Origin of the sequence: Pseudomonas sp. R1-43-08, assembly GCF_003852255.1 — a bacterium.
Lineage (GTDB): Bacteria > Pseudomonadota > Gammaproteobacteria > Pseudomonadales > Pseudomonadaceae > Aquipseudomonas.
On the sequence record NZ_CP027734.1, the window covers coordinates 5,592,999 to 5,619,761 of the forward strand.

The following is a 26,763-nucleotide window of genomic DNA, read 5'->3' on the forward strand; positions in this document are numbered from 1 at the left end:
TACTATAACATGTCGAATTATTTCCAACGATGGACCTGCTTATGAATGCGCTGACTCTGCCGGATATCGCTGCGCAGGCTTCACGCCAAGCCTTGCCACTCGACTGGGTCGGCATGTGCGGCATCGCCTTGCCGGTTCTGCTTGAGGGCCAACGTCTGCCCGCCACCGCCGATGCAGGGGTGAGCCTGGACGATGGCTTGGCGCGTGGCATTCATATGTCACGCCTGTACCTGGCGCTGCAGGCGTTCGACCAGCAACCGCTTACGCCTGCACTTCTGCGTAATGTACTGCAGCGCTTTCTCGACACACATGAAGATTTATCTAACAACGCCTACCTGCGGATCCACACCCATTTACTGTTGAAACGCCCCGCCCTGGTCAGCCCACTGGACGGTTGGAAGCGCTACCCGGTAAGCATCGAGGCACGTCTGGAAAACCAGATGTTCCACGTGGAACTAAAAATTGACGTTGCTTATTCCTCAACCTGCCCGTGTTCCGCTGCCCTTGCCAGGCAATTGATTCAGCAGCAATTTCTCGAAGATTTCGCCAACACGCCATTGCGGCATGCAGACGTGTTGACCTGGCTCGGCAGCACCAATGGCATCGTCGCCACGCCCCACAGCCAGCGCAGCAGCGCACAGCTACAGGTGCATGTGCAAGGCGACCAATTGGCCATCGTCGATTTGATCAACGCCGCCGAAGCCGCGCTCGGCACCGCTGTGCAAACCGCAGTCAAGCGTGCCGACGAACAAGCCTTCGCGCTGGCCAACGGGCAGAACCTGATGTTCTGCGAAGACGCTGCCCGCCGCCTGAACCTCGCCTTGAAACGCTCGGATGCGGTCAAAGCCTTCCACCTCAAAGTGATCCACGCCGAAAGCCTGCACGCGCACGATGCCGTGGCTGAAAGCCGCTGGACGAGACCCTCCCCATGATCACCTGCAACGCTTTGCGCTGGGGCGCCCCGGGCCAACCGCTGACGCCCGCCGTGGATTTCACCCTGGAAAAAGGCAGCCTCACCGGCGTCATCGGCCCCAATGGCTGTGGCAAAAGCAGCCTGCTCAAAGTCATCGCCGGCCTGCAAAAGCCGCTGGCGGGGACCGTCAGCGTCGCTGTTCCACGCCGTGGCGGCTTGGCGTTCCTGCCTCAGCAGCAACACCTGGACCGACAGTTCCCCATCAGCCTGCAAGAACTGGTTGCCGCCGGATTCTGGGGCACCCGGCTCACACCACCGCAACGCAGCGAGCGCCTGCAAACCGTGCTGGAAGACTGGTGCCTCAGCGGCCTGGAGCAACGCCCTTTGATGGCGCTGTCTGGCGGCCAGCTGCAACGCGCCCTGCTCGCCCGCATGAGCCTGACCGACGCACCGGTCCTGCTGCTCGACGAACCTCACGCGGCCCTCGACGAAGAAGGCCAGGCGCTGTGCTGGAAACACATTCACGCCTGGCACGAAGCGGGCCGCACGTTGATGGTCGTCTGCCATGACCTGGCCTCGGTGCGCCATCACACTCCGCACGTGCTGCACATCAAAAGCACCGGCTGCGCGCTGGGCCCGAGCAAAGAGCTGATCCGCCCACAACCGCAATTGCAGGTGGCCTGATGCACTTTGCTGCTCACTTGTGGATGCCCTTTGTCGACTTCGTCTTCATGCGCCGCGCGCTGATCGGCGGCCTGGTACTCGCCTGCAGCACGGCGCCGCTGGGCGTGTTTCTGATCCTGCGGCGCATGAGCCTGATCGGTGACGCCGTGGCCCACGGCATCCTGCCCGGTGCCGCCCTGGGCTTCTGGTTCGCCGGGTTGAGCCTGCCGGCACTGACTATCGGTGGCCTCGGTGCGGGCCTGAGCATGGCCGGACTATCCGCCTGGATCACCCGCCGCACCGGCCTGCGTGAAGACGCCAGCCTTGCCGCCATCTACCCCATCTCCCTCGCTGCCGGCGTGCTGATCCTGGGCATCGCTGGCAAGCGCCTGGACCTTTTGCACCTGCTGTTCGGCTCGGCCCTGGCCGTGGATGAGACCACCCTCACCGGCATGCTCTGGGTCTGCGGCTTGAGCCTGATCGCCATGGCGCTGATCTACAAACCGCTGCTGCTCGATACGCTCGACCCGCTGTTTCTGCAAACCGTCAGCCGCCTCGGCCCGCTCGCCCATGGGCTGTTCCTGACCCTGGTGGTGCTGAACCTGGTCATCGGTTTCCAGGCCATCGGCGCCTTGATGGTGGTGGGTTTGATGATGTTGCCGGCCATCGCTTCGCGCTTCTGGAGCCGGCGCCTGCCGGTGCTGATCGCAGTATCGGCCGTGCTGGGATGCCTGTCGGTGTGGCTGGGATTGTTGCTGTCGTTCTACTACTCACTGCCCAGCGGCCCGGCCATCGTGCTGGTGGCGGGCGCCGGGTATGCGTTGTCCGTGGTTTTCGGTCCGGTGCACGGCTTGCTGCGCCGCCCGCCCTTGCTTACATCCCAATGAGGTGTTTCCCGATGCGCGCTCTACTCGTGCTGTTCAGTCTGCTGCTGCCCCTCTCGATGGCCCAGGCCGCCGATAAACTCCAAGTGGTCACCAGCTTCAGTATTCTCGATGACATCACCCACCAGATCGGTGGCGATCATATCCAGATCAGCAACATGGTCGGCCCGGACGCCGACGCCCACACCTACGAACCCACGCCGGACGACGCCAAGGCGTTGCTCAAGGCGAAACTCATCATCAAGAACGGCCTCGGCTTCGAGCCCTGGTTGGACCGACTGGTGCGCAGCACCGAGACCAAGGCCACGGTGGTCACCGCCAGCAAAGGTGTGATCTCCCACACCATGGACGAGGACGGCGAGACCATCCCGGACCCACACGCCTGGCACAACCTGGCCAACGCCGAGATTTACGTCAACAACATCACTAAAGCGCTGGTAACCGCAGACCCGGCCAACCAGGCGGACTACCTGCGCAACAGCCAGGCCTACCTGAAAGAAATCCACCGCGTGTTGGCCGAAGCCAAGACCAGGTTCGGCGCCCTGCCTTCCGGCAACCGCCGTATCGTAACCTCCCATGACGCCTTCGGTTACCTGGGCCAGGCCTATGGCATCCAGTTCCTCGCGCCACAAGGTTTGTCCACCGAGCGCGAGCCGTCAGCCGCCGAAGTGGCCGCGCTGATCACCCAGATTCGCCAGGACAAGGTCAAGGCCGTGTTCATGGAGAACATCAAGGACTCACGCCTGCTCAAGCAAATTGCCGACGAAAGCGGCGCGCAGATCGGCGGCACGCTGTACTCCGACGCCCTCGCCGCCGAAGGCCCGGCCAGCACGTTTATCGGGCTGTTCGAATACAACCTCAATACCTTGTGCGCGGCCTTGAGCAAACCATGATCCGCAAAAATCCTTCCGGCGACCTGCCGGTGATTGCCGAATCGGCTTACGTCGATAAAACCGCGATCATTTGCGGCAAGGTGATCATCGGCGAAAACGTATTTGTCGGCCCCTACGCCGTGATCCGCGCCGACGAAGTCAACGCCAGCGGCGCCATGGACCCGATTACCATCGGTGCCAACTCCAATATCCAGGACGGGGTGGTGATCCACTCCAAATCCGGTGCCGCCGTGACCATCGGCGAGTTCACCTCCATTGCGCACCGCTCCATCGTCCATGGCCCCTGCACCGTGGGCGACCGCGTGTTCATCGGCTTCAACAGCGTGCTGTTCAATTGCGTCGTGGGCGACGGCTCGGTGGTGCGTCACAACTCGGTAGTGGACGGGCGCGACCTGCCCGCTGCCTTCTACGTCCCCTCCACCACCCGCATCGGGCCCAACACCGATTTGTCGCAGTTCGTGCCGGTGAGCGTCAGCGCCTCGGAGTTTTCCGAAGACGTGGCCCGCACCAATGTCGACCTGGTGCGCGGTTACAAAGCCCTGCAAAACGAGTTCTGAAGCATGAGCCGCCTGTTGATTCGTAACGCTAGAGTGGTCAATGAAGGCCAGGTATTTGACGCTGATGTGCTGGTGGTCAGTGGCCGTATCGAGAAGATCGCCAGCAGCATTGAACATATGAACGAACCGGTAGAGATCGACGCTCAAGGCCAGTGGTTGTTGCCAGGGATGATCGATGATCAGGTGCACTTTCGTGAACCCGGCGCGCCGGACAAAGGCAGCGTCTACAGCGAGTCCCGTGCCGCGGTGGCCGGTGGCATCACCAGTTTCATGGACATGCCTAACACCCAACCGGCCACGTTGAGCCTGGACGCCCTGGCCGATAAAAAGCGTCGCGCCGCGTTGCACTCGGTGGCCAACTACGGCTTTCACTTTGGCGTGAGCCACGACAACCTCGACACCGTCGCGGCCCTTGACCCTCGCGAAGTGGCGGGGGTCAAGGTGTTCATGGGCGCCTCCACCGGCAATATGCTCGTGGACGACCCGCAAACGCTTGAGCGCCTGTTTGCCGAAGTGCCGACGATACTGCTGGCTCACTGCGAACACACGCCAAGCATCCAGGCCAACGAGCTGCGCCTGCGCGAGCGCTTCGGCGAGTGCATCCCCGCCGTGGCGCACGCGTTGATTCGCGATGCCGAGGCGTGTTATCGCTCCTCATCGTTTGCCGTAGAATTGGCCAAACGCCATGGCACGCGCTTGCACGTGCTGCACCTGACCAGCGCGCGGGAATTGGCCTTGTTCGAAGACAAGCCGCTGTCGGACAAACACATCACCGCCGAAGTCTGCCTGCACCACTTGCTGTTCGATGACCGCGACTACCAGCGCCTCGGCCACCAGATCAAATGCAACCCGGCGATCAAGACCCGCGCCGACCGCGACGCGCTGCGCCTGGCTCTATTGAGTGACCGTCTGGATGTGATTGGCAGTGATCATGCGCCGCATACCTGGGCACAAAAGCAACTGGACTATCGCCAGGCGCCGGCAGGTCTACCTTTGGTACAACATGCGTTGCCGGCGTTGCTGGAACTGGTGGCAGACGGGCTGCTGCCGCTGACCACGCTGGTGGCCAAAACCAGCCATCGCGTTGCCGACCTGTTTGCCATTCCGGATCGAGGTTATCTACGCGAGGGGTATTGGGCTGACCTGGTGCTGATCAAGCCCGAACCCGCAGGCAAACCCGTGAGCAGCCAACCGATCCTTGCCCGTTGCGGCTGGACGCCGTTCGCCGAGCGCAGCTTTCGTCACAGCGTCAGCACTACCCTGGTGTCGGGCCACCTGGCGTGGCACAACGGCCAGGTGGTCGATAGCTGCCAGGGCCTGCCCCTGCACTTCTTGCGTTAAACGCGAGGTTTGACCGTACCGCAATCGTTGCCCAGCCATTGCGCGTGAGTGTCCAGGCTGCCCTTTTGCTGGATGCCGGTGGCATTGAAGGTGCCGTTGACGGTGGTGGTGAATTCTTTCTGGCTCTGGAAAGTCGCCACGCCCACGCCTTGGGCTTTCGGGCAACTGAAGCGGAATTTCCACTGGTTGCCGGTCTTGTCGGTGACTTCCTGTTTACAACCTGATTGCGGGTCCGTCAGGGGGATGGAATCGGACGCGACCTGAGCCGGCGTCAGGCACACCTGCACGCCTTTACCGGCCATGGTGATGCCCTGTTTTTCCAGCATGGCGCGCTGTTCGGGGGTCATCTGTTGCTTGAGCTGACCGAGGATCAGCGACAGGTCCGGCAGGTCCTGGTTATCGACTTTCATATTGCTGGTAGTCAATTCCCACAAGCCCGGCGCCAACATCTGTGCCTGTGCTGCCACCGGCAGCGACAAACCAACAACCATGGATAAACAGAGCAGACGAGCATTCATCGGGTAACTCCTGGGCAATTGTGGGCGTTAGACGTCGCAAAGGTGCCAGTGTTGCACGGCAAATAAAATAGCGACATTCACTGTGGAACATGGTCTGTTACGCATTGGACTGCCCGGAGTAATGTCGTTCATGGATTTTTTTGGCCCGCACCTGCTCGCCTACTTCATTGCCACGCTGCATTTTTTCGGGAGCCTCGCCGCGATCCATGCGGTACTGACCGTCAGGACCGCCCAAGGCTCGATTGCCTGGGCGTTGTCGCTGATGTTCATGCCTTACCTCACACTGATTCCCTACCTGATTTTCGGCCGCAGCACCTTCGACGCCTACATCCAGGCGCGTCGCCAGGCCAACCAGGAAATGCACACGGCCATCGCCGAGTTGAACTGGCGCCCCTGGGTCGAGGAAGCGCTGGCCGCGCGCAATTCCAATGCCTACGCCTCTTTGCGCGCCATGCCCAAATTGGGCCGCATGCCGTGCCTGGCCAATAACCAAGTGCAGTTGCTGATTAACGGCGACGCCACCTTCAGCGCAATCTTCGAGGCCATCCGCAGCGCGAAAACCGCTGTGCTGTTCCAGTTTTTCATCATTCATGACGATGAACTCGGTCGCCAACTGCACAGGTTGCTCACGGCAAAAGCGGCCGAAGGCGTGAATATTTACGTGCTCTACGACCGCATCGGCAGCCACGCCCTGCCCCATCGCTATGTGCAGTCGCTGCGCGACGCCGGGGTTAACGTCAAAGCCTTCGCCACCCGCAGCGGCTGGCTGAACCGCTTCCAGGTCAACTTTCGCAACCACCGCAAGATCGTGGTGGTGGACGGCATCACCGGGTTCGTCGGCGGGCACAATGTGGGCGATGAATACCTCGGCAAAAAGCCGCCCCTGGCGCCATGGCGCGATACCCATGTGCAGGTCACCGGCCCGGTGGTGGCGTGCTTGCAAGAGTCGTTTGCCGAAGACTGGTTCTGGGCCGCACGCCAACTGCCACCCCTGATTCTGCCGGACGCTTACCCCGAGAATGGCGTGCTCTGTCAATTGCTCGCCAGCGGCCCGGCCGACGCGTATGAAACCTGCTCGCTGTTTTTCGTCGAGGCCATTCACGCCGCGACCGAACGCGTGTGGATCACCAGCCCGTATTTCATCCCCGACGAAGCCGTATTCGCCGCCCTGCGCCTGGCGGTCTTGCGCGGTGTCGACGTGCGCCTGTTACTGCCATCGCGCCCTGATCACCGCATCGTCTACGCCGCCTCCAGCCTTTACGCGATCGAAGCGGTACGCGCTGGCGTGCGGGTATTCCGCTATACGCCGGGCTTTCTGCATCAGAAGGTGGTGCTGGTGGACAGCGAAATCAGCGCCATCGGCAGCGCGAACATGGACAACCGTTCGTTCCGGCTGAATTTCGAAGTGATGTTGCTGACGGTCGACGAAGCCTTCGCCAAAGAGGTGGAGCGGATGCTGCTGGACGACTTCGCCCTGGCCCATGAAGTCAGCCAGGAGGAAAGCCGCGAAACCCGGCGCCTGCAACAGCTGGGCATGCGCGTGGCGCGCTTGATCTCGCCGATTCTGTAACAACTGTGGGAGGGGGCTTGCCCCCTCCCACATTTGGTCCTTCAGTGTTCTGAAAAAACGCGTCAGCGGTAGATATCTTCCCGCGTCCACGGCAGTTCATGGCTGCCATCGGCATGGGGTTTCACCGCCAGGATCTGATGCAGGTTGATCCAACCCCGCGCAAAGGCATAGGCGCAACCCGCCAGGTACAGGCGCCAGATACGCAAGGCGTGCTCCGGCACCATCTTCGCCGCTGCTTCGAGGTTGTCCTCCAGGCGCTCGCTCCAATGGTCCAGGGTGCGCGCGTAGTGCAGGCGCAGGCTTTCGACGTCCACCACTTCCAGCCCGACTTCGCTGATTTCGGCCGTCATCATCGCCAGGTGCGGCAGCTCGCCGTTGGGAAACACATAGCGCTCGATAAAGTCCCCGGCGCCACGGCCCACGGGGCGGCCGTCGGTGTGTTTGGCGGTAATGCCATGGTTCATCACCAGGCCGCCCTCACGCACGGCGCCGTGCAGAATCTGACAGTATTGCGCCAGGTTGGCGTGGCCGACATGTTCGAACATGCCCACGCTCACCACTTTGTCGAAACGGCCATCCTGCGGCAGGTCGCGGTAGTCGAGCAGCTGCAGGTCGACCTGGTCCTCCAGGCCTTCGGCCTTCACCCGCTCCCGGGCCAGGGCCAGTTGTTCCTTGCTCAAGGTAATCCCAAACACCTTGACCCCGAATTCCCGCGCCGCAAACCGCGCCAGCCCGCCCCATCCACATCCAACATCGAGCAGATACTCGCCCGGCTGCAGCCGCAATTTGCGGCACAGATGGCGGAATTTGTCTTGTTGGGCCTGGTCGATGGACTCGCTGCCGGTTTCGAAATAACCGCAGGAATACACCATGTCCTGGTCCAGCCATAGCTGGTAGAACTCGTTGGACAGGTCGTAATGGTAGGAAATGGCCGCCGCGTCGGTCGCCTTGTCGTGGATCGAGCGCACCGGTCGAGGGCCGTCGTCGTCTTCGATCAAGGCGTGACTCAACTCGTCACATACCCTGATCACCTCGGCGATAGAGCCTTCCAGCTCCAGTTTGCCCTCGACGAAGGCTTCGCCGAGGGCGTCGAGCGTGGGATGGGTCAGTTGTGAGACGACCGTAGGGTCCTTGACCACGATGGTCACACTGGGCTCGGGGCCCAGGTTGAATTCATGGCCGTCCCAGAGTCGAAGACGCAGCGGTAGCTGAAGATTCTGTAAGGCCGGTGGAAGTTGCGCGAGCATGAGTAGTCCCCCCTTGTTTCAGACGTCTGCTGTGAGGGTAGACCATCCAAAATAAAGTAGGAAGCTATCGATTAAATAACTGCCTGCCATTAAGCCCGACGCTCGAGCAACCCGTCCTGGATCCATTGTTTCAGCCATGTGGCCGCTTGCAATGGCGCACCCTCTCCATAAGTGACTGCCAACTCGACGCACAGTTCTGAAAAGTTCCAGCCGGTGGCGGTCATTCCCATCAGGGCATGGGCTTCGGCGGGCTCGAGGCTGCGGTAACGACACAGGTTCTGATGGCGCCACACCAGGCAGGCCTGCGCCGTGTCCAGCGCCTGGCTGCCGGGAAAGTCCGATTCATCCTTATTGGCCCGCCAGATGCTCAGCGTGTTGAAACGGCACGTTAGCTGCTGCACTGAAGGCACCAGCGATACGCGCAATGCCGGCCAGTCTTCAGGCGCCAGTTGCGCCATATGGTCGAGGGTCAGCGTCTCGCCCGCAGGCGCGTCGAATGCCAGGGTGAATGCCCACTCCAGCCGCGCCAGTTCGGCCAGCGGGGCACTTTGTTCGGCCGTCAGGTGTTCAAGGATAAACCCTGCAAAACGTTCACCCAGCCAGCGCAGGCTGTAATGGGCCGAGGGATAACGACGAATATACGCTTGGCTCAGCGCGGCAAATTCATCATCTCCCAGCCAATACCGGATGGCGGCAAAGTCGTGACGTAATACGTCCTGCAATCGGGACAGGTAGGCGTTGTGATAAATCGCCAGGCCCGTGTCTACATCCAGTGTCGGGCCGCCAAGCAAAGTGGCGGCAAAGCCACTGTCGGCGGCGCCGGTGTCAGCCAACAGATGCGCCTCGAACGCCCGTTGCCAATCGATCAAGCGCATAGCGACCGCCTGGCCAACGCAGTGGCACCCAGTTCCCGGGCCTTGTTCAATTCAGCCAGCAGCACGTCGAACGGCGGGAAATGATCGTCACGCTCCAACAGCGTCGACACCGGCCCCAGATGTTCCAGCGTGCGCTGATACAGCGCCCACACCGGATCGCACACCGGCTGATCGTGGGTATCGACCACGTAGTCGCCGTAGTCCCTATGCCCCGCCAGATGCAGTTGGCGAATGCTTTCAGGCGGCAGGTTGCGAATGAACGTCCAGGCATCGAACCCGTGATTACGCGAGCTGACGTACACATTATTCACGTCCAGCAGCAATTGGCATCCCGTCAGGTGCGCCAGGGCATTGAGAAATTGCCACTCGGTGAATTCATCGGCCTTGGAGCGCACATAGCTGGAGACGTTTTCCAGCACCAGCGGGCGTTGCAACACGTCTTGCACCTGAAGCACGCGTCCGGCAACGTGGTACAGGCTTTCTTCGGTGTACGGCAAGGGCAGCAGGTCATGCAACTGGTGTGCGCTGCCACGGCTCCAGCACAGGTGATCGGAAATCCAGGCTGGCTGGATGCGCTTGGCCAGGGCCTTTATCTGCTTGAGATAATCGGTGTCGATGGCATGGGGCCCGCCGATCGATAACGACACGCCATGCATCACCAAGGGGTAGCGTTCGGCTATGGCGTCCAGGTAATACAAGGCCTTGCCGCCCTGCACCAGATAATTCTCGGAGATCACTTCGAACCAATCCACTGCAGGGGATTGGGCAAGGATCTGTTCATAGTATTCGTGACGCAAACCCAGGCCGTAACCCAGGGAGGGGAGAGAACGGGTCATCATGCGCTCCTGGAAAGTGTCCGCAGCGGCGCAAGGTCCGCTGCGGTTGCACTCGCGTGTCGGTTACTCGCCGACTTTGCCACCGGCCTTGTCGCACTCGGCCTTGGTCATGGCCTTGAAGCCGTGGCCCTTGCACACCGCCTGGCCTTTGCAGGCGTTTTCAGCGGTTTTGCAATCGTTCATGCCTTTGCAGGAGGTGACGCCGTAGCAATGAACCGGAGCGTCGGCGGCCTGTACCTGGGTGGCGACGCCGGCAAACATGGAGGCCGCAGCGATAGCCAGGGCAGCACCGGAAACGGCGTGTTTGATATTCATTATGTAGTCCTCATCGGTCAGTGGTGATGCCGGTCTGAGCGGATTGCCCAGTCTCGACACACCACTAGAGTGAGGCGCCCTTTTAGCGTTACAGCCCGGTACGAAGTTTTCTGAAATTATTCGTCAAGCTTCAACAGCGGCTCCTGAAAACGCAGCAACCGCCCGGCATTACCCAGTACCAGCAAGGTGCTGAGGTTATGCAACACCGCTGCGATCATGGCTCCGGCGGCACCCAGCCAGCCGAAGGCGGCGAATACCACGATGGCCAGCGTCCAGCCCAGGCCGATGATCACATTGACCTGCAAGGTGTGCCGGCACTGGCGGCTCAAGCGCACGCAGGTGCCCAGGCGGCGCAGGTCGCTGCCGATCAACACCACGTCTGCCGAGGCCAGCGCGATATCGGCACCGCCCGCGCCCATCGCCACGCCGACCACACCGGCTTTGAGGGCAAGGGAGTCGTTGATCCCATCCCCCACCACCATCGGCCGGAAACCGCTGCCGATCTCCCCCAGCACACGGTTGAGTTTGTCTTCCGGCAGCGCTTGGGCCTGGACCTCAGCGATGCCCACATTCACGGCCAGGCTGTCGGCCACGCTCTGGCGGTCGCCGGTGAGCAGCAGCTGGCGACCCAGGCCCAGCTCGCGCAGTTCCTGCAGGGCCTGGCGCGCCTCGGGTTTGACGCTATCGGCCAGCAGCAGCCAGGCCAGGAACTGTCCGTTCAGCGCCAGCCCGGCAATCGGGCCGTCGTGGTTGGGCACCGAGGTCGTAGCGATAGCCAGCTGCTCGAACAGTTCGGGACGGCCCAGCGCCGCTTCGCCCTGTTCAGTGTGCGCCACGACACCGAGTCCCTGGCGCTCGCGGATGTCAGTCAGCACGACGCGCTGTTGCTGTGTCGCCAACCCCGCCAATGCACGGCTGACCGGATGGCTGCTGGCCGCACCGAGGCTGGCCGCCAGGTTGAGCAAGGCCTGGCGATCGGCAGACGCGGTTTCGATGGACTGCAGGCGCAAGGTGCCGAAGGTCAAGGTACCGGTCTTGTCGATGACCAGTGAAGTGAGGTCCGCCAGCTCTTCCAGAAACGCCGAGCTGCGAATCAGAATGCCGTGCCGTGCAGCGACCGCGATCCCGGCAATTGCGGTAGCCGGCGCCGACAACACCAACGCACACGGGCACGCCGCCACCAGCACGGCCAGCATCGCTTGGGCGTCGTTAGTGACGAACCAGGTGACCGCCGCCAGCAGCAGCACCAACACCATGTAGCTGCCGGCATAGCGCTCCAGCAACCGGGTGATCGGTGGCTTGGAACGCTCGGCGTTCTGCATCAACGCAATCACTTTGCCCAGGGTCGACTCGTTGCCCGTGCGCGTCACTTCAAGGCGCAGCAGGCCGTCCAGGTTGATCGCCCCGCCAAACACCTGCACGCCCACGCTGGCTTCCAACGGTACCGATTCACCGGTGATCGGCGCCGTGTCCAGGCTGGCCTGGCCCGACAGCACCACGCCATCGGCCGGCACGCGGTCGCCGGCGCGCACTTCGACCACATCGCCGGTGTTCAGCGTGCCGTTATCCACTTCGACAATGCTGCCGTCAGCCTGCACCCGGCGCGCATGGCTGCGCGTGAGTTTACCCAGCGCGTGGATCGCTTCCTGGGAACCGATCACGCTGCGCTCTTCGAGCACATGCCCGAAAATCATGATGATCGGCAGCAGCGCTGCGGTCAGCAGATCGCCAGTGGCCCAGGCGCCGATCATCGCCAGCGCGATCAATTGGTCAGTGATGCCATGCAGGCTGGGATAGCGCAGGCTGTACCAGGCCGAACGCATCACCGGCACGGCCACCAGCAGCGAGGCCACACCGAGCAGCAGTTGGCTGACCCCGCTCTGGTCCGCCGCCAGCCAGCGCCATACCAGGCCCAATACGAGTAAACCCAGGGCCAGCATGGCCAGGGTCAATTGCCGGGCGGCGCTGCGCTGCTCGGCGGAGGTCAGCATGGGTGCGCTCATTGCTCGGCTCCCTGAATGATCAAACGGGAGTCGTCTTTAGGATCGACCGTGGTGACGGAGCCGGCCTGGCCCAGAATCTTCGGCAGGCGCTCGCGGTACAGGCGCAGCAACAGGCCCGGGTCCTGGACTTGCGCCAGGCCGGTGACGGCAGCGGTCTGCGCCCGGGCATTGGCCAGGCGTTCACTGGCTTGGGCATGGGCGACTTGCACCTGGCGATCAGCCTCCTGGTTGGCGGTCTGGGTGAGTTTTTCCGCATCGGTACGCGCGTTGGCCACCGCTTTGTCGGCTTGCTGGCTGGCGGTGAGTACCGCATTGAACGCGTTCACCGCCGGGCCCGGCAGGCTCGATTGCACATCGACTCGCGTCACTTCGATGCCCAGGCCCAACCCGCTGGCAGTCAACTGCGCCAAGCGCTTATTGATGCCTTGCACCAGGTCGCCGCGCAGTTTTTCGCGGCGCTCGGCGGCGCCGTTGTCGGCGCCGATCAGCTCGGGGCGCGCGACCAGGATGGTGTCCAGGTCCCGCGCCGCCGTCAGGGCCACCGCGCTGCGGGTCACCAGGCGGTCCAACGCCGGCAGCACATGCTCGCCCTGCAACACAAAGGCGTAGGGCTCGGTGACCTTGTAGAACACCCGCACATCCAGCTGCACGATCCCGGCATCGCCGGTCAGCAAATAGCCGGAACCGGCCAGCGTATCGCTCAGGGGTGTGGCGAAACTGGCCACGCGGTCAGCCTGCACGGCCGCCTCAGAGCGCAACAGGTTCTCCACCCGACGCTCGATCACCCGGTCTGCCGCCGGCAACAGCACCACCTGCTCGAACGGTTGCGGCCAGGCCAGCAGCAGCCCGGCGTTCTGAATCCGGTCGAGGGCGCCGAAGTGCAGCACCATGGCGCGGTTCTGCGGGTCGATCTGGCGCACATTGGAAAACGCCCAGGCCAGCGCCGCCAACACGGTGACCGCGTACAGCGCCAGGAACGTCAGGCGTCCGGCCTGGATCCAGGGGCTGTCCGGGCTGTCACGCTCACTCATGGCTGCACATCCTTGGGCCCGTCGACCAGCGCGCGGAACGGCGCGGCATCGGTGCGCAGGATGATTTTGGTGCCCGGCGTCACCACGGTGCCCAAGGTATCCAACGAGCGCAGCAGGTTGTACAGCTGCGGATTACCCGCGTAGGCGCGTCCATAAATCTGCGCCGCTTCGACCCGCGATTGCGCTTCGATATCGGCGGCTTTCACCGTGGCGTCGGCTTGCATGATCCGTGCATCACGTTCGGCTGCCGAGCGGATCTGCGCCGCCTCACGCTTGCCCACGGCGGTGCGCTCGGTGGCAATGGTTTCACGCTCGGCGCGCATGCGGTCGACCGTGGCGGTGAGGGTCACCGACGGCAAGGTCAGCCGTTCGATACCGACCTGGGCCACGCGTACGCCATAGGTGGCCAGCAATTGCTGATCGATCTGCTGGCGCAGTTGGGCTTCGAAATCGGCGATACGCACCTGGTTGGCATCGGTGTTGATCAGGCTGGACAGGTCAAAACTGGCCGCCGTGGTTTCCAGGGCCGAACCGACGAAGGTACGAATCTGCCGCGCCGCTTCATCCGGCTGGTTCTGCACCGCACGCATGAAGCGTTGCACATTGTCGGTATCGCCCTGCACCTGCCACGCCACGTAGGCCTGCACGATGATCCGCAGGCCATCGCGGGTGCCCACATCCTGCAACCCGCTGGAGGTGGTGCGCAGGCGCAGGTCAACCGGAATCGCCGCTTCAAACGGCGCCGGCCAGCGCCAGCCCAGGCCCGGTTCCAGCAGCACCCGCACCGGGTTGCCGAAACGGGTAATCACCGTGGCCTCGCCGGAGCGCACCTGTACCAGGCTCGCCGCCGCGATGGCAAACAGCACCAGCACTACCGCCCAGGCCATACGCCGCCAGGGGAAAGGGCTGTCTGCCTGTTCATCGCCATGATGGTGATGGTGGCCGTGATGATGGTGATGACCGTGATCGTGAGAATGAGCGCTCAACAGACAGACTCCTTATTGAACGGCTTTACGCGGCACCGAGGGATCGGCCGGTAAGGTAAAAGATCGCAGATCGATCGTCGGCGCGCTGTCGGCGCCCAGGCGATGATCCAGAATAAGCAGTTTGGCGTGGGTCAGGCCCTGGCTGAGCTGGCCCAGGTACTGTTCCAGCACGAAAGCCCGGCCCGCTGCGGCGTAGGCTTTTTGTTCGGCAACGAAGCGCAGGTTGGCCGCCTGGGCACCGGCATTCACTTCGCGCGCGGTGGCCTGGGCCTGGTCGCGGGCGGTGCTGGCCTGCAGCAACGCCTGGTTGGTCTGCTCGCTGGCCGCGCCACGCTCGCGGGCAATCAATGCCTGGGCGCCGATCTGCGCGGCTTGCACGCCGTGGTAGGCGTTGGCGGCGCCGGCCGGTGGGTGGATCGCTTCGACGACCGTGGCGAGAATTTCCACACCGCTGTCGAGCTTTTGCAGGTCTGCTTGTACGCTGCGGCCGATCTCGTCGGCGAGGCGGGTGCGTTGTTCGCCGAGCAATTCATCGAGGGTGCGTGAGGCAAAGTCGTGCACCAGGATGCGGCTGGCAGTGCTGCGGATCAGGGTCGGGACATCGGCGCTGTTGTAGGTGGCAGCCAGCGCGGCCTGGTCCGTCAGGCCGATACGGTAGACGAACCGCACGTCCATGTTGACGATCTGGAAGCTCTGTTTGTCGCCACTGCTGCTGGCTATGACTTGGGACTTGTCATTCACATGGCTGGCGTCCCACAGGCGATTGGCGATCAGCGGCGCCGGGCCTTCAGCGGCGGTCAACTCGGGCGCGGCGCTTTCGCTGACGCTGGTCGCCAGCTCGTGCACCACGCCGTTCTCCACGTTCAACACGCGGCCCAGAGGCCAGGGCAACCCGACGTGCAGGCCCGGGCCGAAGACTTCGACCGGTTTGCCGAAACGCTCATAAATCCCACGGCCCTGCAGAGGGACTTCATGCACGCCGGTCAGCGCCCAGCCTACCGCGAGCACCACCAGCAGCACCGGCAGGAACGCACGACGCATGTAGGTAAACGCCCAAATCTGGCGCAGGTCGATGCCGAACCGGTTATGCAGTTCATGCTGCAAAGCCTGCAGCGGCTGCGGCGGCCAGCGCAGCAGACCAGCGACAAAACTTTGCGCCATCAGGCGCGGTTCCAGACGCGGCTGGCGTGGGCTGAACAGTGACAGCACGCCGCGCAGCACAAACTCCAGCGCCACCAGCGCGGGCAACAGGCCGATCAGCGTCGCCAGCCGCAGCGGCCACACCGATTGCGCGCTGGCAAACAACAGGCACAGCGCACTGACTACCAGGCAGGTGATCGCCACCCGGCTCAATTGCGCCAGTTGCGTGGCTTCCGGCCATTGCGCGGCGGTTTCCTGGGCCATGCGCCGCTCGAACACCAGCAAACCGAACGCCAGCGCCAAGCCCAGCGCCGCGCCGATGCTGGCGGATTGACCGACGGCGGCAGCAGGCAGCGCCAGGTTCCAGAATTCGATAACGCTGACCAGCGCCAGCAACGACCAACCGCACAGCCACAACACCGGCGCGCCGATCTGCTTGCCAATGCGCTCCACCAGACGACCGTAGCGGCCCGTATCGGCCACCGCCGCTTCAACCGCCGGTTCTTCCAACGCCTGGGCACGCCAGTCGGCGACCCACCATGCCGACTGCAAGCCGGCTACCAGCACGAACAAGGCCGACGAGCAGTTGACCAAGGCCACCGGCCAGATCGATTCAGGTGCAAACAGCGCTACAAAAAGCGCCAGCACCCAACCGGTAATGGCTAAGGCCGTCAGGCTGATGCCGGCTTGTCTCAATCGACGGGCATGGAACAGCCCCTGCTGAAAACGCGGCAGGCCTTCAACCGAAGCGCCGTCAGCTTCTAGATCCACTTGCATCCACTCAACGCCCGCTTGTACATAATTCGTTACGATATAACACGCGGCGTGAAATTTTTGTTCGCTTTTGGCTACAACGCAGATCCCCTGTGGGAGGGGGCTTGCCCCCGATAGCGGTGGGTCAGCCAGCACCTTTATCAACTGACCCACCGCCATCGGGGGCAAGCCCCCTCCCACATTTGATCTTTGTTGTTCCAAAGATCGTGACTAAACCCCCATAAACACGCGGCATCACTGGTGCGCACCCAAATTAATCGGCACACTCCAGAACAGTTTTTTCGCGGCTCCACGGACAGGGAAGCGCCCTCCTTCATGATCTCCATTTATCAGCTCAAACCGCGGTTCCAAAACCTGCTGCGGCCCCTCGTGCAGCGCCTTTACGACAACGGCACCACCGCCAACCAGATCACCGTGCTGGCCGGCGTGATTTCCGTGTTAGTGGGCCTGCTGATTGCCAGCTTCGCCCAGCACTTGTGGCTGTTCGCGCTGATCCCGCTGTGGATGATTGTGCGCATGGCCCTGAATGCCATCGACGGCATGCTCGCGCGCGAGTTCGGCCAGCAATCGCGCCTGGGCGCCTACCTCAATGAACTGTGCGATGTAATCGCCGACAGTGCGTTGATCCTGCCGTTTGCGCTGATCCCCGACGTGAGCCTGGCGCCCGTGCTGTTGGTGACGCTGCTCGCGGTGTTCAGCGAATACGCCGGTGTGCTGGGGCCGATGGTGGGCGCATCGCGCCGCTATGACGGGCCGATGGGCAAAAGTGACCGGGCATTCGTGCTCGGGGTGCTGGCCACTGGCGTGGCGTTGGGCTGGTTCGGCGCCGGCTGGGTCGACACGGTGATGTGGCTGGTCGCCGCGCTGCTGGCCTACACCCTGGTCAACCGGGTGCGTCAGGGCCTCAAGGAACAACCAGAAACTTCACCGATTGCATAAGGATGCTTGCGATGCGCGAACAGCAACCCCACAGCTTCAGCACCCATGACGGCGTCGAGCTGTTTTACCGGCACTGGCCGGCCACGGCAGGCGCCGGGCCGCGCAAGGCGATTGTGTTGTTCCATCGCGGTCATGAGCACTCCGGGCGTATCGCGCACTTAGTGGACGAACTGGGCCTGCCTGACTTTGACTTCTTCGCCTGGGATGCCCGTGGCCACGGCCAATCCCCCGGCGAGCGCGGTGACAGCCCCAGCTTCGCCACCAGCGCCCGCGACGTGCAGACTTTCTGCGACCACATCGGCGGCGCCTACGGCATCGAAGAGGAAAACTTCGCAGTGATCGCCCAAAGCGTCGGCGCGGTGATCGCGGCCACCTGGGTGCATGACTACGCACCGAAGATCCGCGCCCTGGTGCTCGCCTCCCCTGCCTTCAAGGTCAAGCTGTACGTGCCCTTCGCCCGCCCGGGCCTGGCCCTGATGCGCAGGTTTCGCGGCAACTTTTTCGTCAACAGCTACGTCAAGGCCAAGTTCCTCAGCCATGACCCGGAGCGCGTGGCGTCCTACGACAGCGATCCGCTGATCACCAAGGCCATCTCGGTGAATGTGCTGCTGGGCTTGTACGAAGCGGCCGACCGGGTTGTAGCCGATGCCCAGGCCATCCAGGTGCCGACCCAGTTGCTGATCTCCGGCTCCGACTTCGTGGTGCACCGTAAACCCCAGCAGCAGTTTTTCGACCGCCTCGGCAGCCTGAAAAAAGAGCTGCATATCCTCCCCGGTTTCTTTCACGACACCCTTGGCGAACGTGACCGCGCCCTGGCCATCAACAGCGCCAGGCGCTTTATCCTGCAAAACTTTGCGCAGCCGCTGGACCGCGCCTCGCTGCTGGACGCCGACAAACTGGGCGCCACCTGCGCCGAATCCGAAGCCCTCGCCGCACCACTGCCGCGCAATTCCCTGCGCGATCTGTACTGGCGCATGACCCGCGCCAGCATGGGCCTGGGCAAGAACCTGTCGGAAGGGGTGAAACTGGGCTTCGACACCGGTTTCGATTCCGGCAGTACCCTGGATTATGTATACCGCAACAGGCCCACCGGCAAAGGCGCGCTGGGGCGGATGATCGACACCAACTACCTCAACTCCATTGGCTGGCGCGGCATTCGCCAGCGCAAGCTGAACGTCGAAGAACTGCTGCGCCTGGCCATGGCCAAGTTGCGTGCCGATGAGCGCGAAGTGCGCATCGTCGATATCGCCGCCGGCCACGGTCGTTACATTCTGGAAGCTTTGCAGGGTGTGTCGCCGCTGCCGGAATCGATCCTGCTGCGCGACTACAGCGAGATCAACGTGCGCGACGGTGGCGCCTTGATCCGTGAAAAGGGCCTGGACGATATCGCGCAGTTCATCAAAGCCGATGCATTCGATCGGGCGAACCTGGCCACACTGGAGCCGAAGCCGACGCTGGCGGTGGTGTCCGGCCTGTATGAATTGTTTGCCGATAACGCCATGGTCGGCGGTTCGCTGGCGGGCCTCGCCGAAGCGGTTGAGCCCGGCGGTTATCTGGTCTACACCGGCCAACCGTGGCACCCGCAGCTGGAACTGATCGCCCGCGCCTTGACCAGCCACCGCCAGGGCCAGGCCTGGGTGATGCGTCGGCGCAGCCAGGCGGAAATGGACCAGTTGGTGGAGGCTGCGGGCTTTCGCAAGATCACCCAGCGTGTGGATGAGTGGGGCATTTTCACCGTGTCCCTGGCACAGAAGATCTGAGCATGCGCGAACCCGGCTTGTTCAAACCGGCGCTGCTGTGGCTGCTGCTGTTGGCGCCGCTGTTTTTCAGCACCTACGGCTTCGCTACTTGGGTCACCAACCAGCGCAGCGATGTGGATACGCTGGTGTTCGGCTGGGAAACCCATATGCCGTTCTGGGCCTGGACCATCGTGCCCTATTGGTCCATCGACCTGCTCTACGGGTTCTCGCTGTTGCTGCCCAGCACCCGCCACGAACTCAAGCAGCATGCCCTGCGCCTGCTGACGGCCCAGGTGATTGCCGTCTGTTGCTTCCTGATCTGGCCGCTGCGCTTCACCTTCGAACGGCCGGAGCTGGATGGCGTGTTTGGCTGGTTGTTTGCCGTGCTGGCCGGCTTCGACAAGCCGTTCAACCAGGCGCCCTCCCTGCATATCGCGTTGCTGGTGATCCTGTGGGTGATGTTCCAACGGCATACCCAAGGTTTCTGGCGCTGGGTGGTGCACGGTTGGTTTGCACTGATCGGTATTTCCGTACTGACCACTTATCAACATCACTTTGTCGACTTACCCACAGGCGCCCTCGCGGGGTGGTTATGCGTGTGGTTATGGCCGCTGGAACACGCCAGCCCGCTGCTCAATGCCCGACTCACGCGGGACGTGAAGCGCGGTTGGCTGGGTGCGCGCTACGCCCTTGGCGCGCTGGCGCTGATGCTGCTCGCGCTGGCTTTGGGCGGTTGGGGGTTATGGCTGCTGTGGCCAGCAGTGTCCCTCGCGCTGGTCGCAGCCAATTACTGGCTGCTGGGTGCCGAGGGCTTTCAGAAACGCAACAATGGCCAACTGACGCCTGCTGCGCGTTGGCTGTATGCGCCTTATCTGGTCGCCGCCTGGATTAATTCGCGGCTGTGGACACGCCGGCATCCACAGCCCGAGCTGATTGTGGATAACGTTTGGCTGGGGCGAATTCCTACGTCGAGCGAACAACAGTCTTTCAAGGCCATCGTCGATCTCTGCGCCGAATTGACAATTAATCCACAGGGCCGTAGCTATCACTGCATTCCTGTTCTGGACTTGATCGCGCCCACCTCCGCCGAATGCCTGCAAGCCGCCAAGGCCATCGAACGCTTGCGCTTGGACGGCCCGTTGCTGGTGTGCTGCGCGCTGGGCTACTCGCGCAGCGCCACGGCCATTGCCGCCTGGCTGTTGCACAGCGGCCGCGCGACGACGGTGGATCAAGCGCTGGCTATTATTCGTACAGCGCGGACCCGTGTGGTCCTGCATCCCGCACATCGTCTCGCCTTGGAGGGTTTGCCCAATGCCTGCTGATATGGAACTGCAAGTCGTCGCCAGCCTGCTGCGCCGTGGCCGTTCGCTGGATCAGTTATCCACAGGCCTCACAGTGGCCGGCGTGTTGTTCGGTGTGGCCCAACTGTTGATGGCGAGTGTTTCAACGGTCTGCCTGCTGCTGGCCTTGTGGATGATCATCCTGGGCCTTGTGCAAAAATACTGGGCCCTGCGCGTTGCGTTCGACGCCGATCTGTTTGCCCTGCTCGCTCGCGACGTCGAGCGCACCGCAGACCTTGACCAAGCCCTGCAGGCCCTTGGCCTGCAATCGGCCAAGCGCGCGGGCCGGCCCTGGGCCGAACGCCGTCGTGGCGCCCTCAAATTGCTGCGCAAACAGGCCTGGTTGCTCGGCGCGCAAGCGCTGCTGACCCTGGGCGTGCTGCTTGCCAGCCCTTGGCTACCTTTCGCCGAATAAGGAATTCCCATGTTCGAACCCGTGGTCGCCACACTGATTACTTCCATGGCCCGCACCGTCACCGGCGCCCGCAGCCTGTGGCTGGGTTGCGCGCCGGTGCCGGTGCAACGCATCTATTTCGCCAATCACAGCAGCCACGGCGACTTCGTGCTGGTGTGGGCGTCGCTGCCGCAGAACCTGCGCAAATTCACCCGCCCTGTGGCCGGCAGCGATTACTGGAATAAAAGTGCGCTGCGCCGCTACATCATCAACCGCGTGTTCAACGGCGTACTGATTGATCGCGAGCGCAAAGAGCCTGTGGATAACCCCTTGAAGCCCATGCTTGCCGCCCTCGAAGGCGGCGACTCGTTGATTATTTTTCCCGAAGGTACGCGCAATCTGGAGGACGGCTTGCTGCCCTTCAAGAGCGGCCTCTACCACTTGGCAAACAGTTACCCACAGGCTGAGCTGATCCCTGTGTGGATAGCCAACCTCAACCGCGTCATGCCCAAGGGCCGTGTCTTGCCATTGCCATTGTTATGCACAACCAGCTTCGGCGCTCCGCTGCAATTGGAAGAAGGCGAAGACAAAGCCGCGTTCCTTGCCCGCACCCGCGACGCCCTGCTTGCCCTCGCCCCGGAGCATTCCTGAGATGGATAGCCAGACCTTGATGTTATTCGGCGGGATCGGCGCGATTCTGGTCACCGCCTCGCTGATCGGCCTGATCCTGAAGCTGCGCACCCGTGGCACCCCCAACGCGGTGATCGACAACCTCAACGCCCGCATCAACGCCTGGTGGGTGATGGTGGTGGTGATCGGTGTCGCCTTCTGGCTCGGCACCGGCGCAGTGATCCTGCTGTTCTATGCGGTGTCCTTCTATGCCTTGCGCGAATTTCTCACCCTGACGCCGACCCGGCGCAGCGACTACCCGGCCCTGGTCGCGGCGTTCTACCTCGCCCTTCCTCTGCAGTACGTGCTGATCTACGCCGACTGGTACGGACTGTTCTCGATCTTCATCCCGGTCTACGTGTTCCTGCTGCTGCCGATACTCGCCTCCCTAGGCGGCGACAGCACCCATTTCCTGGAGCGCGCATCCAAGGTGCAATGGGGCCTGATGATCGCGGTGTTCTGCGTGTCGTTCGTGCCGGCGTTGCTGACCCTGGACATCCCGGGTTATGAAGGCCGCAACCTGCTGCTGATCGCCTACCTGGTGATCGTGGTGCAACTGTCGGACGTGCTGCAGTACGTGTGCGGCAAGCTGTTCGGCAAACACAAGATCGCGCCCAACCTCTCGCCGTCGAAAACCGTGGAAGGTTTTGTCGGCGGCATCCTGCTGTCCTCCCTGATCGGTGCCGCGCTGTGGTGGACCACGCCGTTCAATCCCTGGCAGTCGTTTTTGATCGCGCTGTTGATCAACCTGCTGGGCTTTGCCGGCGGGATCGTGATGTCGGCGATCAAGCGCGATCGCGGCGTAAAGGATTGGGGGCACATGATCGAAGGGCACGGCGGCATGCTGGATCGGCTGGATTCGGTGTGCTTTGCGGCGCCGATCTTCTTTCACCTGGTGCGTTACTGGTGGACCTGAACCAGACCAACAAAGCACAAAATGTGGGAGGGGGCTTGCCCCCGATAGCAGAGTGACAGTCACCAAATAGGTTGGCTGATACACCGCAATCGGGGGCAAGCCCCCTCCCACATTGGTTTTGTGGTGCTTTCCGGGTCACTTGAAACACAGTTCATAAACCGTGCTTCCACGCTTGGCCTATTGCAGCTGGGTTCGGTTGATCCCAGGATTCAGCCAGCGCCCTTATGGAGTCGAATCATGTTTGCTGGTTTCCAGAAACAACAGCGCCAGGTCAATGGCCTGAACATCAGCTATCGCATCGGTGGATCCGGCCCCGCGCTGTTGCTGTTGCATGGTCACCCTCAGACCCACGTTATCTGGCACAAGGTTGCCGAACGGTTGGCCAGTGAATTTACCGTGGTCGCCGCTGACTTGCGTGGCTATGGCGATAGCGCCAGGCCGGCTGCCGATGCTGAGCATTCACATTATTCAAAGCGTGAAATGGCACTTGATTGCGCCGAGCTGATGAAGGCGTTGGGCTTTGAGCAGTTCAGCGTGCTTGCCCATGACCGTGGAGCGCGGGTGGCGCATCGCCTGGCGCTCGACCATCCCCACGCAATCAAGCAAATGGCGCTGCTCGACATCGCCCCCACTCTGTCGATGTACACACAAACGGACGAAGCCTTTGCCCGCGCCTACTGGCACTGGTTTTTCCTGATCCGACCGGCGCCGCTGCCGGAGCGCCTTATCGAGGCCGACCCTGAGCTGTATCTGCGCAGTGTGATGGGCAGCCGCAGTGCTGGCCTCAAGCCCTTCACGGCAGAGGCGTTCGGCGAGTACCTGCGGTGCCTGCAGCTTCCCGGCAGCGCCCGGGGCATTTGCGAAGACTACCGCGCCTCGGCCGGGATCGACCTGGAACATGATCGCGCCGATATCGCCGCCGGTAACCGGTTAACCCCGCCGCTGTTGGTGCTATGGGGTGCCGACGGTACGGTGGGGCGCTGTTTCGATCCGCTCAGGGAATGGCAGCAAGTCGCCACTGATGTACGCGGCAAAGCCTTGCCTTGCGGTCATTACATTGCCGAGGAGGTGCCTGAGTTATTGCTTGAAGCCGTGCTGAGTTTTTTCGCTGGCGAGTACGTCGCCGCCGACTGAGGGCACGAGTGGGCACAGCCAGCCGCCACTCATGCGATGTTATCCTCGCGGTTCATGCCGCCACGTATGCGCTTTCGATGATCTACAAGAAAGGCTCGATGCCCCTCCCCGAAGACCTGCGGGTGTTCTTGACCGTGATCCGCAAGGCCAGTTTTGCCGCCGCCGCCGATGAGCTTGGCGTGTCGGCGGCTTACGTCAGCAAGCGCATCCAAATCCTCGAAAATACCCTGGCGACACGCTTGCTGCACCGTACCAGTCGACGTATCACCTTGACCGACGACGGCGAGCGTGTGAAGGACTGGGCAGCGCGCATTCTGGAGGACTTCCAGCATCTGTCCGATGAATTGATCGACGCCCATGACCGCCCCCGTGGCCGCGTGCATATCTGCAGCAGCTTCGGTTTTGGTCGTATTCACGTGGCACCCGCGCTGGCGTTGCTCGCTGATCGTTACCCGGAGTTGGAAATCCGCCTGGACCTGTTCGATCGGGTGGTGGATATCGTCAGCGAAGGCTTCGATCTGGAAATCCGTGTGGGTGACGACATTCCCGGCCAGCACATCGGGCGTCAGCTGGTCAGTAACCGGCGCATCCTGTGCGCGGCTCCCGGCTACCTGGAACGCCACGGAGCACCGGCGCAACTGAGTGACCTCGAACACCATGAATGCCTTGTCTTGAAGGAGCGCGATAACGCCTTCGGGGTCTGGGTGCTGGAGCGCGACGGCACGCAGGAGAGCGTGCGGGTGGGAGGACCGTTGTCCTCCAACAGCGGCGAGATCGTGTTGCAGTGGGCGTTGCACGGGCGGGGTGTGCTGCTGCGTTCGTTGTGGGATGTCAAACCGTTGCTTGAGCAGGGCAAGCTGGTTCAGGTACTGCATGACTATGGGCAAAGCGCCAACGTGTGGGCCGTCTACCCCACGCGGCTTGCTCACTCGGGGAAGCTGCGGGCCTGTGTCGAATTCCTCCAGGCGCATTTCGCGCAGCTGTCGATCTGAGCGACGCCTCCCTTCACGACAACCACGGGTTTGCGGCCAGATGCTCGCGCTCGAAGGCGCGAATCTGCTCGCTGCGTTGCAGGGTGCTGCTAATGGCATCCAACCCCAGCAACAGGGCCGTTTTGCGCAGCGTGTCGATCTGGAAGGGAATCACTTCATGGCCGTGCAACAGGATCGTTTGTTCGCTCAGGTCGATCGAGATCTCAGCCGTTTGCGCCTGCCCGACCACCTCGCCGATGCGTTGCACAGTGGCGGCCTCAAGGCTGATCAGCAGCACGCCGTTGCGCTGACAGTTGTCGTAGAAAATGCCCGCAAAGCTGCTGCCGATCAGTGCGCGAATGCCCTTCTGCTTGAGGCCCCACACGGCATGCTCACGGCTGGAACCGCAGCCAAAGTTCGGGCCTACCACCATGAAGCATGCGTTCTGCCAAGCTGGCTTATTGAGCACAAACGCAGGATCCGGCTGCCCTGACGGTAGAAAGCGCAGGTCATAGAACAACCCTTGGTCCAAATCATTGCGGTCAATTCCCTTGAGGAACTGCTTGGGCATGATCACGTCGGTGTCGATATTGGCCGCCAACATCGGTGCCGCTGTGCCGGTGATCTGGGTAAAAGGACTGCTGCTCATACGTGCTCCCTGAGGTGCCGAACATCCGTCAGCCGCCCGGTTATTGCAGCCGCTGCCACCATGGCCGGGCTCATCAAGTGGGTACGTGCACCGGCGCCCTGGCGGCCTTCGAAATTGCGGTTGGTGCTGGAGGCGCAACGGTCGCCTGGGGCGAGTACGTCGTCGTTCATGGCCAGGCACATGGAGCAGCCCGATTGCCGCCATTCGAATCCGGCGTCGCGAAAAATAGCGGCCAGGCCCTCAGCCTCAGCCTGGTCACGAACTTCGGTGGAGCCCGGCACGACCATCGCGCGCACGTGCGGGGCGACGCGCCGGCCGCCGATCACGCTGGCGGCAGCGCGCAGGTCTTCGATACGCGCATTGGTGCACGAGCCGATGAACGCATGGCTGATGACGACTTCATTCAAAGGCTCGCCCGCCTTGAGCCCCATGTAGGTCAGGGCCCGCTGCATGTCCTGGCGCAGAATGAGATCGCTGACCTGCAGCGGGTCTGGCACCCGCCCGTTGATGGCGACCACCTGATCGGGACTCGTGCCCCAGGTGACCATCGGCAGCAGCGTGCTGACGTCCAGCGTGACTTCGTGGTCGAACACCGCACCCGGATCGCTGTGCAAGTTGCGCCACACGTGCACCGCACGCCGCCATTGCTTGCCTGTGGGCGCGCGCGGCTTACCCTCGAGGTAGTCAAATACCTTCTGGTCCGGCGCCATGAATGCGCCGCGAGCGCCGGCTTCAACGGCCATGTTGCAAATGGTCATGCGCGCCTCGACGCTGAGGGCGTCAATGGTCGAACCGGCAAACTCGATAGCGAACCCGGTGGCCCCGGAAGCGCCGATCTGGCCGATCAGGGCCATGATGACGTCCTTGGATGTCAGACCCGGCGACAAGGCACCCACGATGTTGACCCGCATGGTTTTCAGGCGTTTGTAGACGAGTGTCTGGGACGCCAGCAAGTGCTCGATTTCTGAGGTGCCAATGCCAAACCCGAAGGCACCGAGGGCGCCATACGTGGTGGTGTGGCTGTCACCGGCGGCTATCACCATCCCCGGAAGAATGAACCCCTGTTCGGGGGCGACGACGTGTTCGATACCTTGGCGCTTATCCAAGATATCCAACAGTTCGATACCGAAATCCTGGCAGTTCTGCGCCAGATAGGACACCTGCCGCGCGCCACCCGCATCGGGCATCACTGCGGTACGTTCGGGCGCGGTGGGGTTTACATGATCGACGACCGCCAACGCCGTACCAGGGCGCCACACGTTGCGCCTGGCGTCACGCAGACCGCTGAACGCCTGCGGACTGGTGTATTCGTTGATGACCTGGCGATCGATGTACAACAGGACATGGCCCTGCTCGTCCAGCGAGCAGACCGTGTGCGCATCAATGTGCTTTTGATAGAGGGTTCTGGGGCTGCTCATTAAGCGTTCTCACTCACGGGGACACCTTCGACAGGATAGGGACCGGGG

Annotated in this window: 26 protein-coding genes; 15 read left to right on the plus strand and 11 right to left on the minus strand. The window is 62.5% G+C overall.

The window, feature by feature from the left end:
• The first annotated feature begins 41 nt into the window (after positions 1 to 41).
• From folE2 to C4J87_RS25830, 6 genes are read left to right on the plus strand one after another with little or no spacing between them, the layout of a single operon-like run.
• The gene (gene folE2 / locus C4J87_RS25805; RefSeq protein WP_124368884.1) at positions 42 to 932 is read left to right on the plus strand and encodes a GTP cyclohydrolase FolE2; all 891 of its coding nucleotides are present in this window, start codon (positions 42 to 44) and stop codon (positions 930 to 932) included.
• Positions 929 to 1,597, plus strand: coding sequence for a metal ABC transporter ATP-binding protein (locus C4J87_RS25810; protein ID WP_124368885.1), 669 nt, complete (start codon positions 929 to 931; stop codon positions 1,595 to 1,597). The genes folE2 and C4J87_RS25810 overlap by 4 nt, the downstream gene beginning before the upstream one ends.
• On the plus strand, positions 1,597 to 2,463 hold the full coding sequence (locus C4J87_RS25815; RefSeq protein ID WP_124365049.1) for a metal ABC transporter permease: 867 nt from the start codon (positions 1,597 to 1,599) through the stop codon (positions 2,461 to 2,463). Before C4J87_RS25810 ends, C4J87_RS25815 begins: the two co-directional genes overlap by 1 nt.
• A gap of 11 nt (positions 2,464 to 2,474) precedes the next feature.
• Positions 2,475 to 3,353: a metal ABC transporter substrate-binding protein gene (locus tag C4J87_RS25820; protein ID WP_124368886.1), complete on the plus strand. Its 879-nt coding sequence runs from the start codon at positions 2,475 to 2,477 to the stop codon at positions 3,351 to 3,353.
• Positions 3,350 to 3,910, plus strand: coding sequence for a DapH/DapD/GlmU-related protein (locus C4J87_RS25825; RefSeq protein ID WP_124368887.1), 561 nt, complete (start codon positions 3,350 to 3,352; stop codon positions 3,908 to 3,910). Before C4J87_RS25820 ends, C4J87_RS25825 begins: the two co-directional genes overlap by 4 nt.
• Before the next feature lie 3 nt (positions 3,911 to 3,913).
• Positions 3,914 to 5,251 carry a dihydroorotase gene (locus C4J87_RS25830; protein WP_124368888.1) on the plus strand — a complete coding sequence of 446 codons (1,338 nt, stop codon included), beginning with the start codon at positions 3,914 to 3,916 and terminating at the stop codon, positions 5,249 to 5,251.
• On the opposite strand, the gene C4J87_RS25835 is transcribed toward C4J87_RS25830, so the two are convergent.
• The gene (locus tag C4J87_RS25835) at positions 5,248 to 5,769 is read right to left on the minus strand and encodes a DUF3617 domain-containing protein (protein ID WP_124368889.1); all 522 of its coding nucleotides are present in this window, start codon (positions 5,767 to 5,769) and stop codon (positions 5,248 to 5,250) included. The genes C4J87_RS25830 and C4J87_RS25835 overlap by 4 nt on opposite strands.
• A gap of 130 nt (positions 5,770 to 5,899) precedes the next feature.
• On the opposite strand from C4J87_RS25835, the gene cls reads away from it, so the two are divergent.
• Positions 5,900 to 7,339, plus strand: a complete 1,440-nt coding sequence (cls, locus tag C4J87_RS25840) for a cardiolipin synthase (RefSeq protein ID WP_124368890.1) — start codon at positions 5,900 to 5,902, stop codon at positions 7,337 to 7,339.
• A gap of 62 nt (positions 7,340 to 7,401) precedes the next feature.
• On the opposite strand, the gene cfaB is transcribed toward cls, so the two are convergent.
• The 8 genes from cfaB to hflK (C4J87_RS25880) form a co-directional block, all read right to left on the minus strand.
• Positions 7,402 to 8,586: a C17 cyclopropane fatty acid synthase CfaB gene (gene cfaB, locus C4J87_RS25845; protein WP_124368891.1), complete on the minus strand. Its 1,185-nt coding sequence runs from the start codon at positions 8,584 to 8,586 to the stop codon at positions 7,402 to 7,404.
• Positions 8,587 to 8,675: 89 nt separating this feature from the next.
• Complete coding sequence (locus C4J87_RS25850) at positions 8,676 to 9,461, minus strand: DNA-binding domain-containing protein (RefSeq protein ID WP_124368892.1); 786 nt, start codon at positions 9,459 to 9,461, stop codon at positions 8,676 to 8,678.
• Complete coding sequence (locus C4J87_RS25855; RefSeq protein WP_124368893.1) at positions 9,452 to 10,297, minus strand: DUF692 domain-containing protein; 846 nt, start codon at positions 10,295 to 10,297, stop codon at positions 9,452 to 9,454. Before C4J87_RS25855 ends, C4J87_RS25850 begins: the two co-directional genes overlap by 10 nt.
• Before the next feature lie 63 nt (positions 10,298 to 10,360).
• Complete coding sequence (locus C4J87_RS25860) at positions 10,361 to 10,612, minus strand: hypothetical protein (RefSeq protein ID WP_124368894.1); 252 nt, start codon at positions 10,610 to 10,612, stop codon at positions 10,361 to 10,363.
• Between the two features lie 116 nt (positions 10,613 to 10,728).
• Entirely contained in the window at positions 10,729 to 12,615 is a 1,887-nt protein-coding gene (locus C4J87_RS25865) for a cation-translocating P-type ATPase (RefSeq protein WP_124368895.1), read from the minus strand.
• Positions 12,612 to 13,646: a protease modulator HflK gene (gene hflK, locus C4J87_RS25870; RefSeq protein WP_124368896.1), complete on the minus strand. Its 1,035-nt coding sequence runs from the start codon at positions 13,644 to 13,646 to the stop codon at positions 12,612 to 12,614. Before hflK (C4J87_RS25870) ends, C4J87_RS25865 begins: the two co-directional genes overlap by 4 nt.
• Positions 13,643 to 14,635, minus strand: coding sequence for a protease modulator HflC (hflC, locus tag C4J87_RS25875; RefSeq protein ID WP_164485308.1), 993 nt, complete (start codon positions 14,633 to 14,635; stop codon positions 13,643 to 13,645). Before hflC ends, hflK (C4J87_RS25870) begins: the two co-directional genes overlap by 4 nt.
• Positions 14,636 to 14,644: 9 nt before the next feature.
• Positions 14,645 to 16,549, minus strand: a complete 1,905-nt coding sequence (gene hflK, locus C4J87_RS25880; RefSeq protein ID WP_124368898.1) for a protease modulator HflK — start codon at positions 16,547 to 16,549, stop codon at positions 14,645 to 14,647.
• 312 nt (positions 16,550 to 16,861) lie between these two features.
• Between hflK (C4J87_RS25880) and C4J87_RS25885 the strand changes: the two genes are divergently transcribed.
• The 8 genes from C4J87_RS25885 (at position 16,862) to C4J87_RS25920 (ending at position 24,669) form a co-directional block, all read left to right on the plus strand.
• On the plus strand, positions 16,862 to 17,485 hold the full coding sequence (locus C4J87_RS25885; protein ID WP_124368899.1) for a CDP-alcohol phosphatidyltransferase family protein: 624 nt from the start codon (positions 16,862 to 16,864) through the stop codon (positions 17,483 to 17,485).
• Between the two features lie 11 nt (positions 17,486 to 17,496).
• Entirely contained in the window at positions 17,497 to 19,245 is a 1,749-nt protein-coding gene (locus tag C4J87_RS25890) for a bifunctional alpha/beta hydrolase/class I SAM-dependent methyltransferase (RefSeq protein ID WP_124368900.1), read from the plus strand.
• Between the two features lie 2 nt (positions 19,246 to 19,247).
• On the plus strand, positions 19,248 to 20,546 hold the full coding sequence (locus tag C4J87_RS25895) for a phosphatase PAP2/dual specificity phosphatase family protein (protein WP_124368901.1): 1,299 nt from the start codon (positions 19,248 to 19,250) through the stop codon (positions 20,544 to 20,546).
• Positions 20,536 to 20,979 carry a hypothetical protein gene (locus C4J87_RS25900; protein WP_124368902.1) on the plus strand — a complete coding sequence of 148 codons (444 nt, stop codon included), beginning with the start codon at positions 20,536 to 20,538 and terminating at the stop codon, positions 20,977 to 20,979. Before C4J87_RS25895 ends, C4J87_RS25900 begins: the two co-directional genes overlap by 11 nt.
• 9 nt (positions 20,980 to 20,988) lie before the next feature.
• A complete protein-coding gene (locus C4J87_RS25905; RefSeq protein WP_124368903.1) occupies positions 20,989 to 21,609 on the plus strand; it encodes a 1-acyl-sn-glycerol-3-phosphate acyltransferase in 621 nt (206 codons plus the stop codon).
• Between the two features lies 1 nt (position 21,610).
• On the plus strand, positions 21,611 to 22,543 hold the full coding sequence (locus tag C4J87_RS25910; RefSeq protein WP_124368904.1) for a phosphatidate cytidylyltransferase: 933 nt from the start codon (positions 21,611 to 21,613) through the stop codon (positions 22,541 to 22,543).
• 237 nt (positions 22,544 to 22,780) lie between these two features.
• On the plus strand, positions 22,781 to 23,677 hold the full coding sequence (locus C4J87_RS25915) for an alpha/beta fold hydrolase (protein ID WP_124368905.1): 897 nt from the start codon (positions 22,781 to 22,783) through the stop codon (positions 23,675 to 23,677).
• A 98-nt stretch (positions 23,678 to 23,775) separates the two neighbouring features.
• On the plus strand, positions 23,776 to 24,669 hold the full coding sequence (locus C4J87_RS25920; protein ID WP_305955281.1) for a LysR substrate-binding domain-containing protein: 894 nt from the start codon (positions 23,776 to 23,778) through the stop codon (positions 24,667 to 24,669).
• 13 nt (positions 24,670 to 24,682) lie between these two features.
• Here C4J87_RS25920 and leuD read toward each other — a convergent pair whose 3' ends face one another.
• Positions 24,683 to 25,297, minus strand: coding sequence for a 3-isopropylmalate dehydratase small subunit (gene leuD / locus C4J87_RS25925; protein ID WP_124368907.1), 615 nt, complete (start codon positions 25,295 to 25,297; stop codon positions 24,683 to 24,685).
• Positions 25,294 to 26,715, minus strand: coding sequence for a 3-isopropylmalate dehydratase large subunit (gene leuC / locus C4J87_RS25930; RefSeq protein WP_124368908.1), 1,422 nt, complete (start codon positions 26,713 to 26,715; stop codon positions 25,294 to 25,296). Before leuC ends, leuD begins: the two co-directional genes overlap by 4 nt.
• Positions 26,716 to 26,763: the final 48 nt, after the last annotated feature.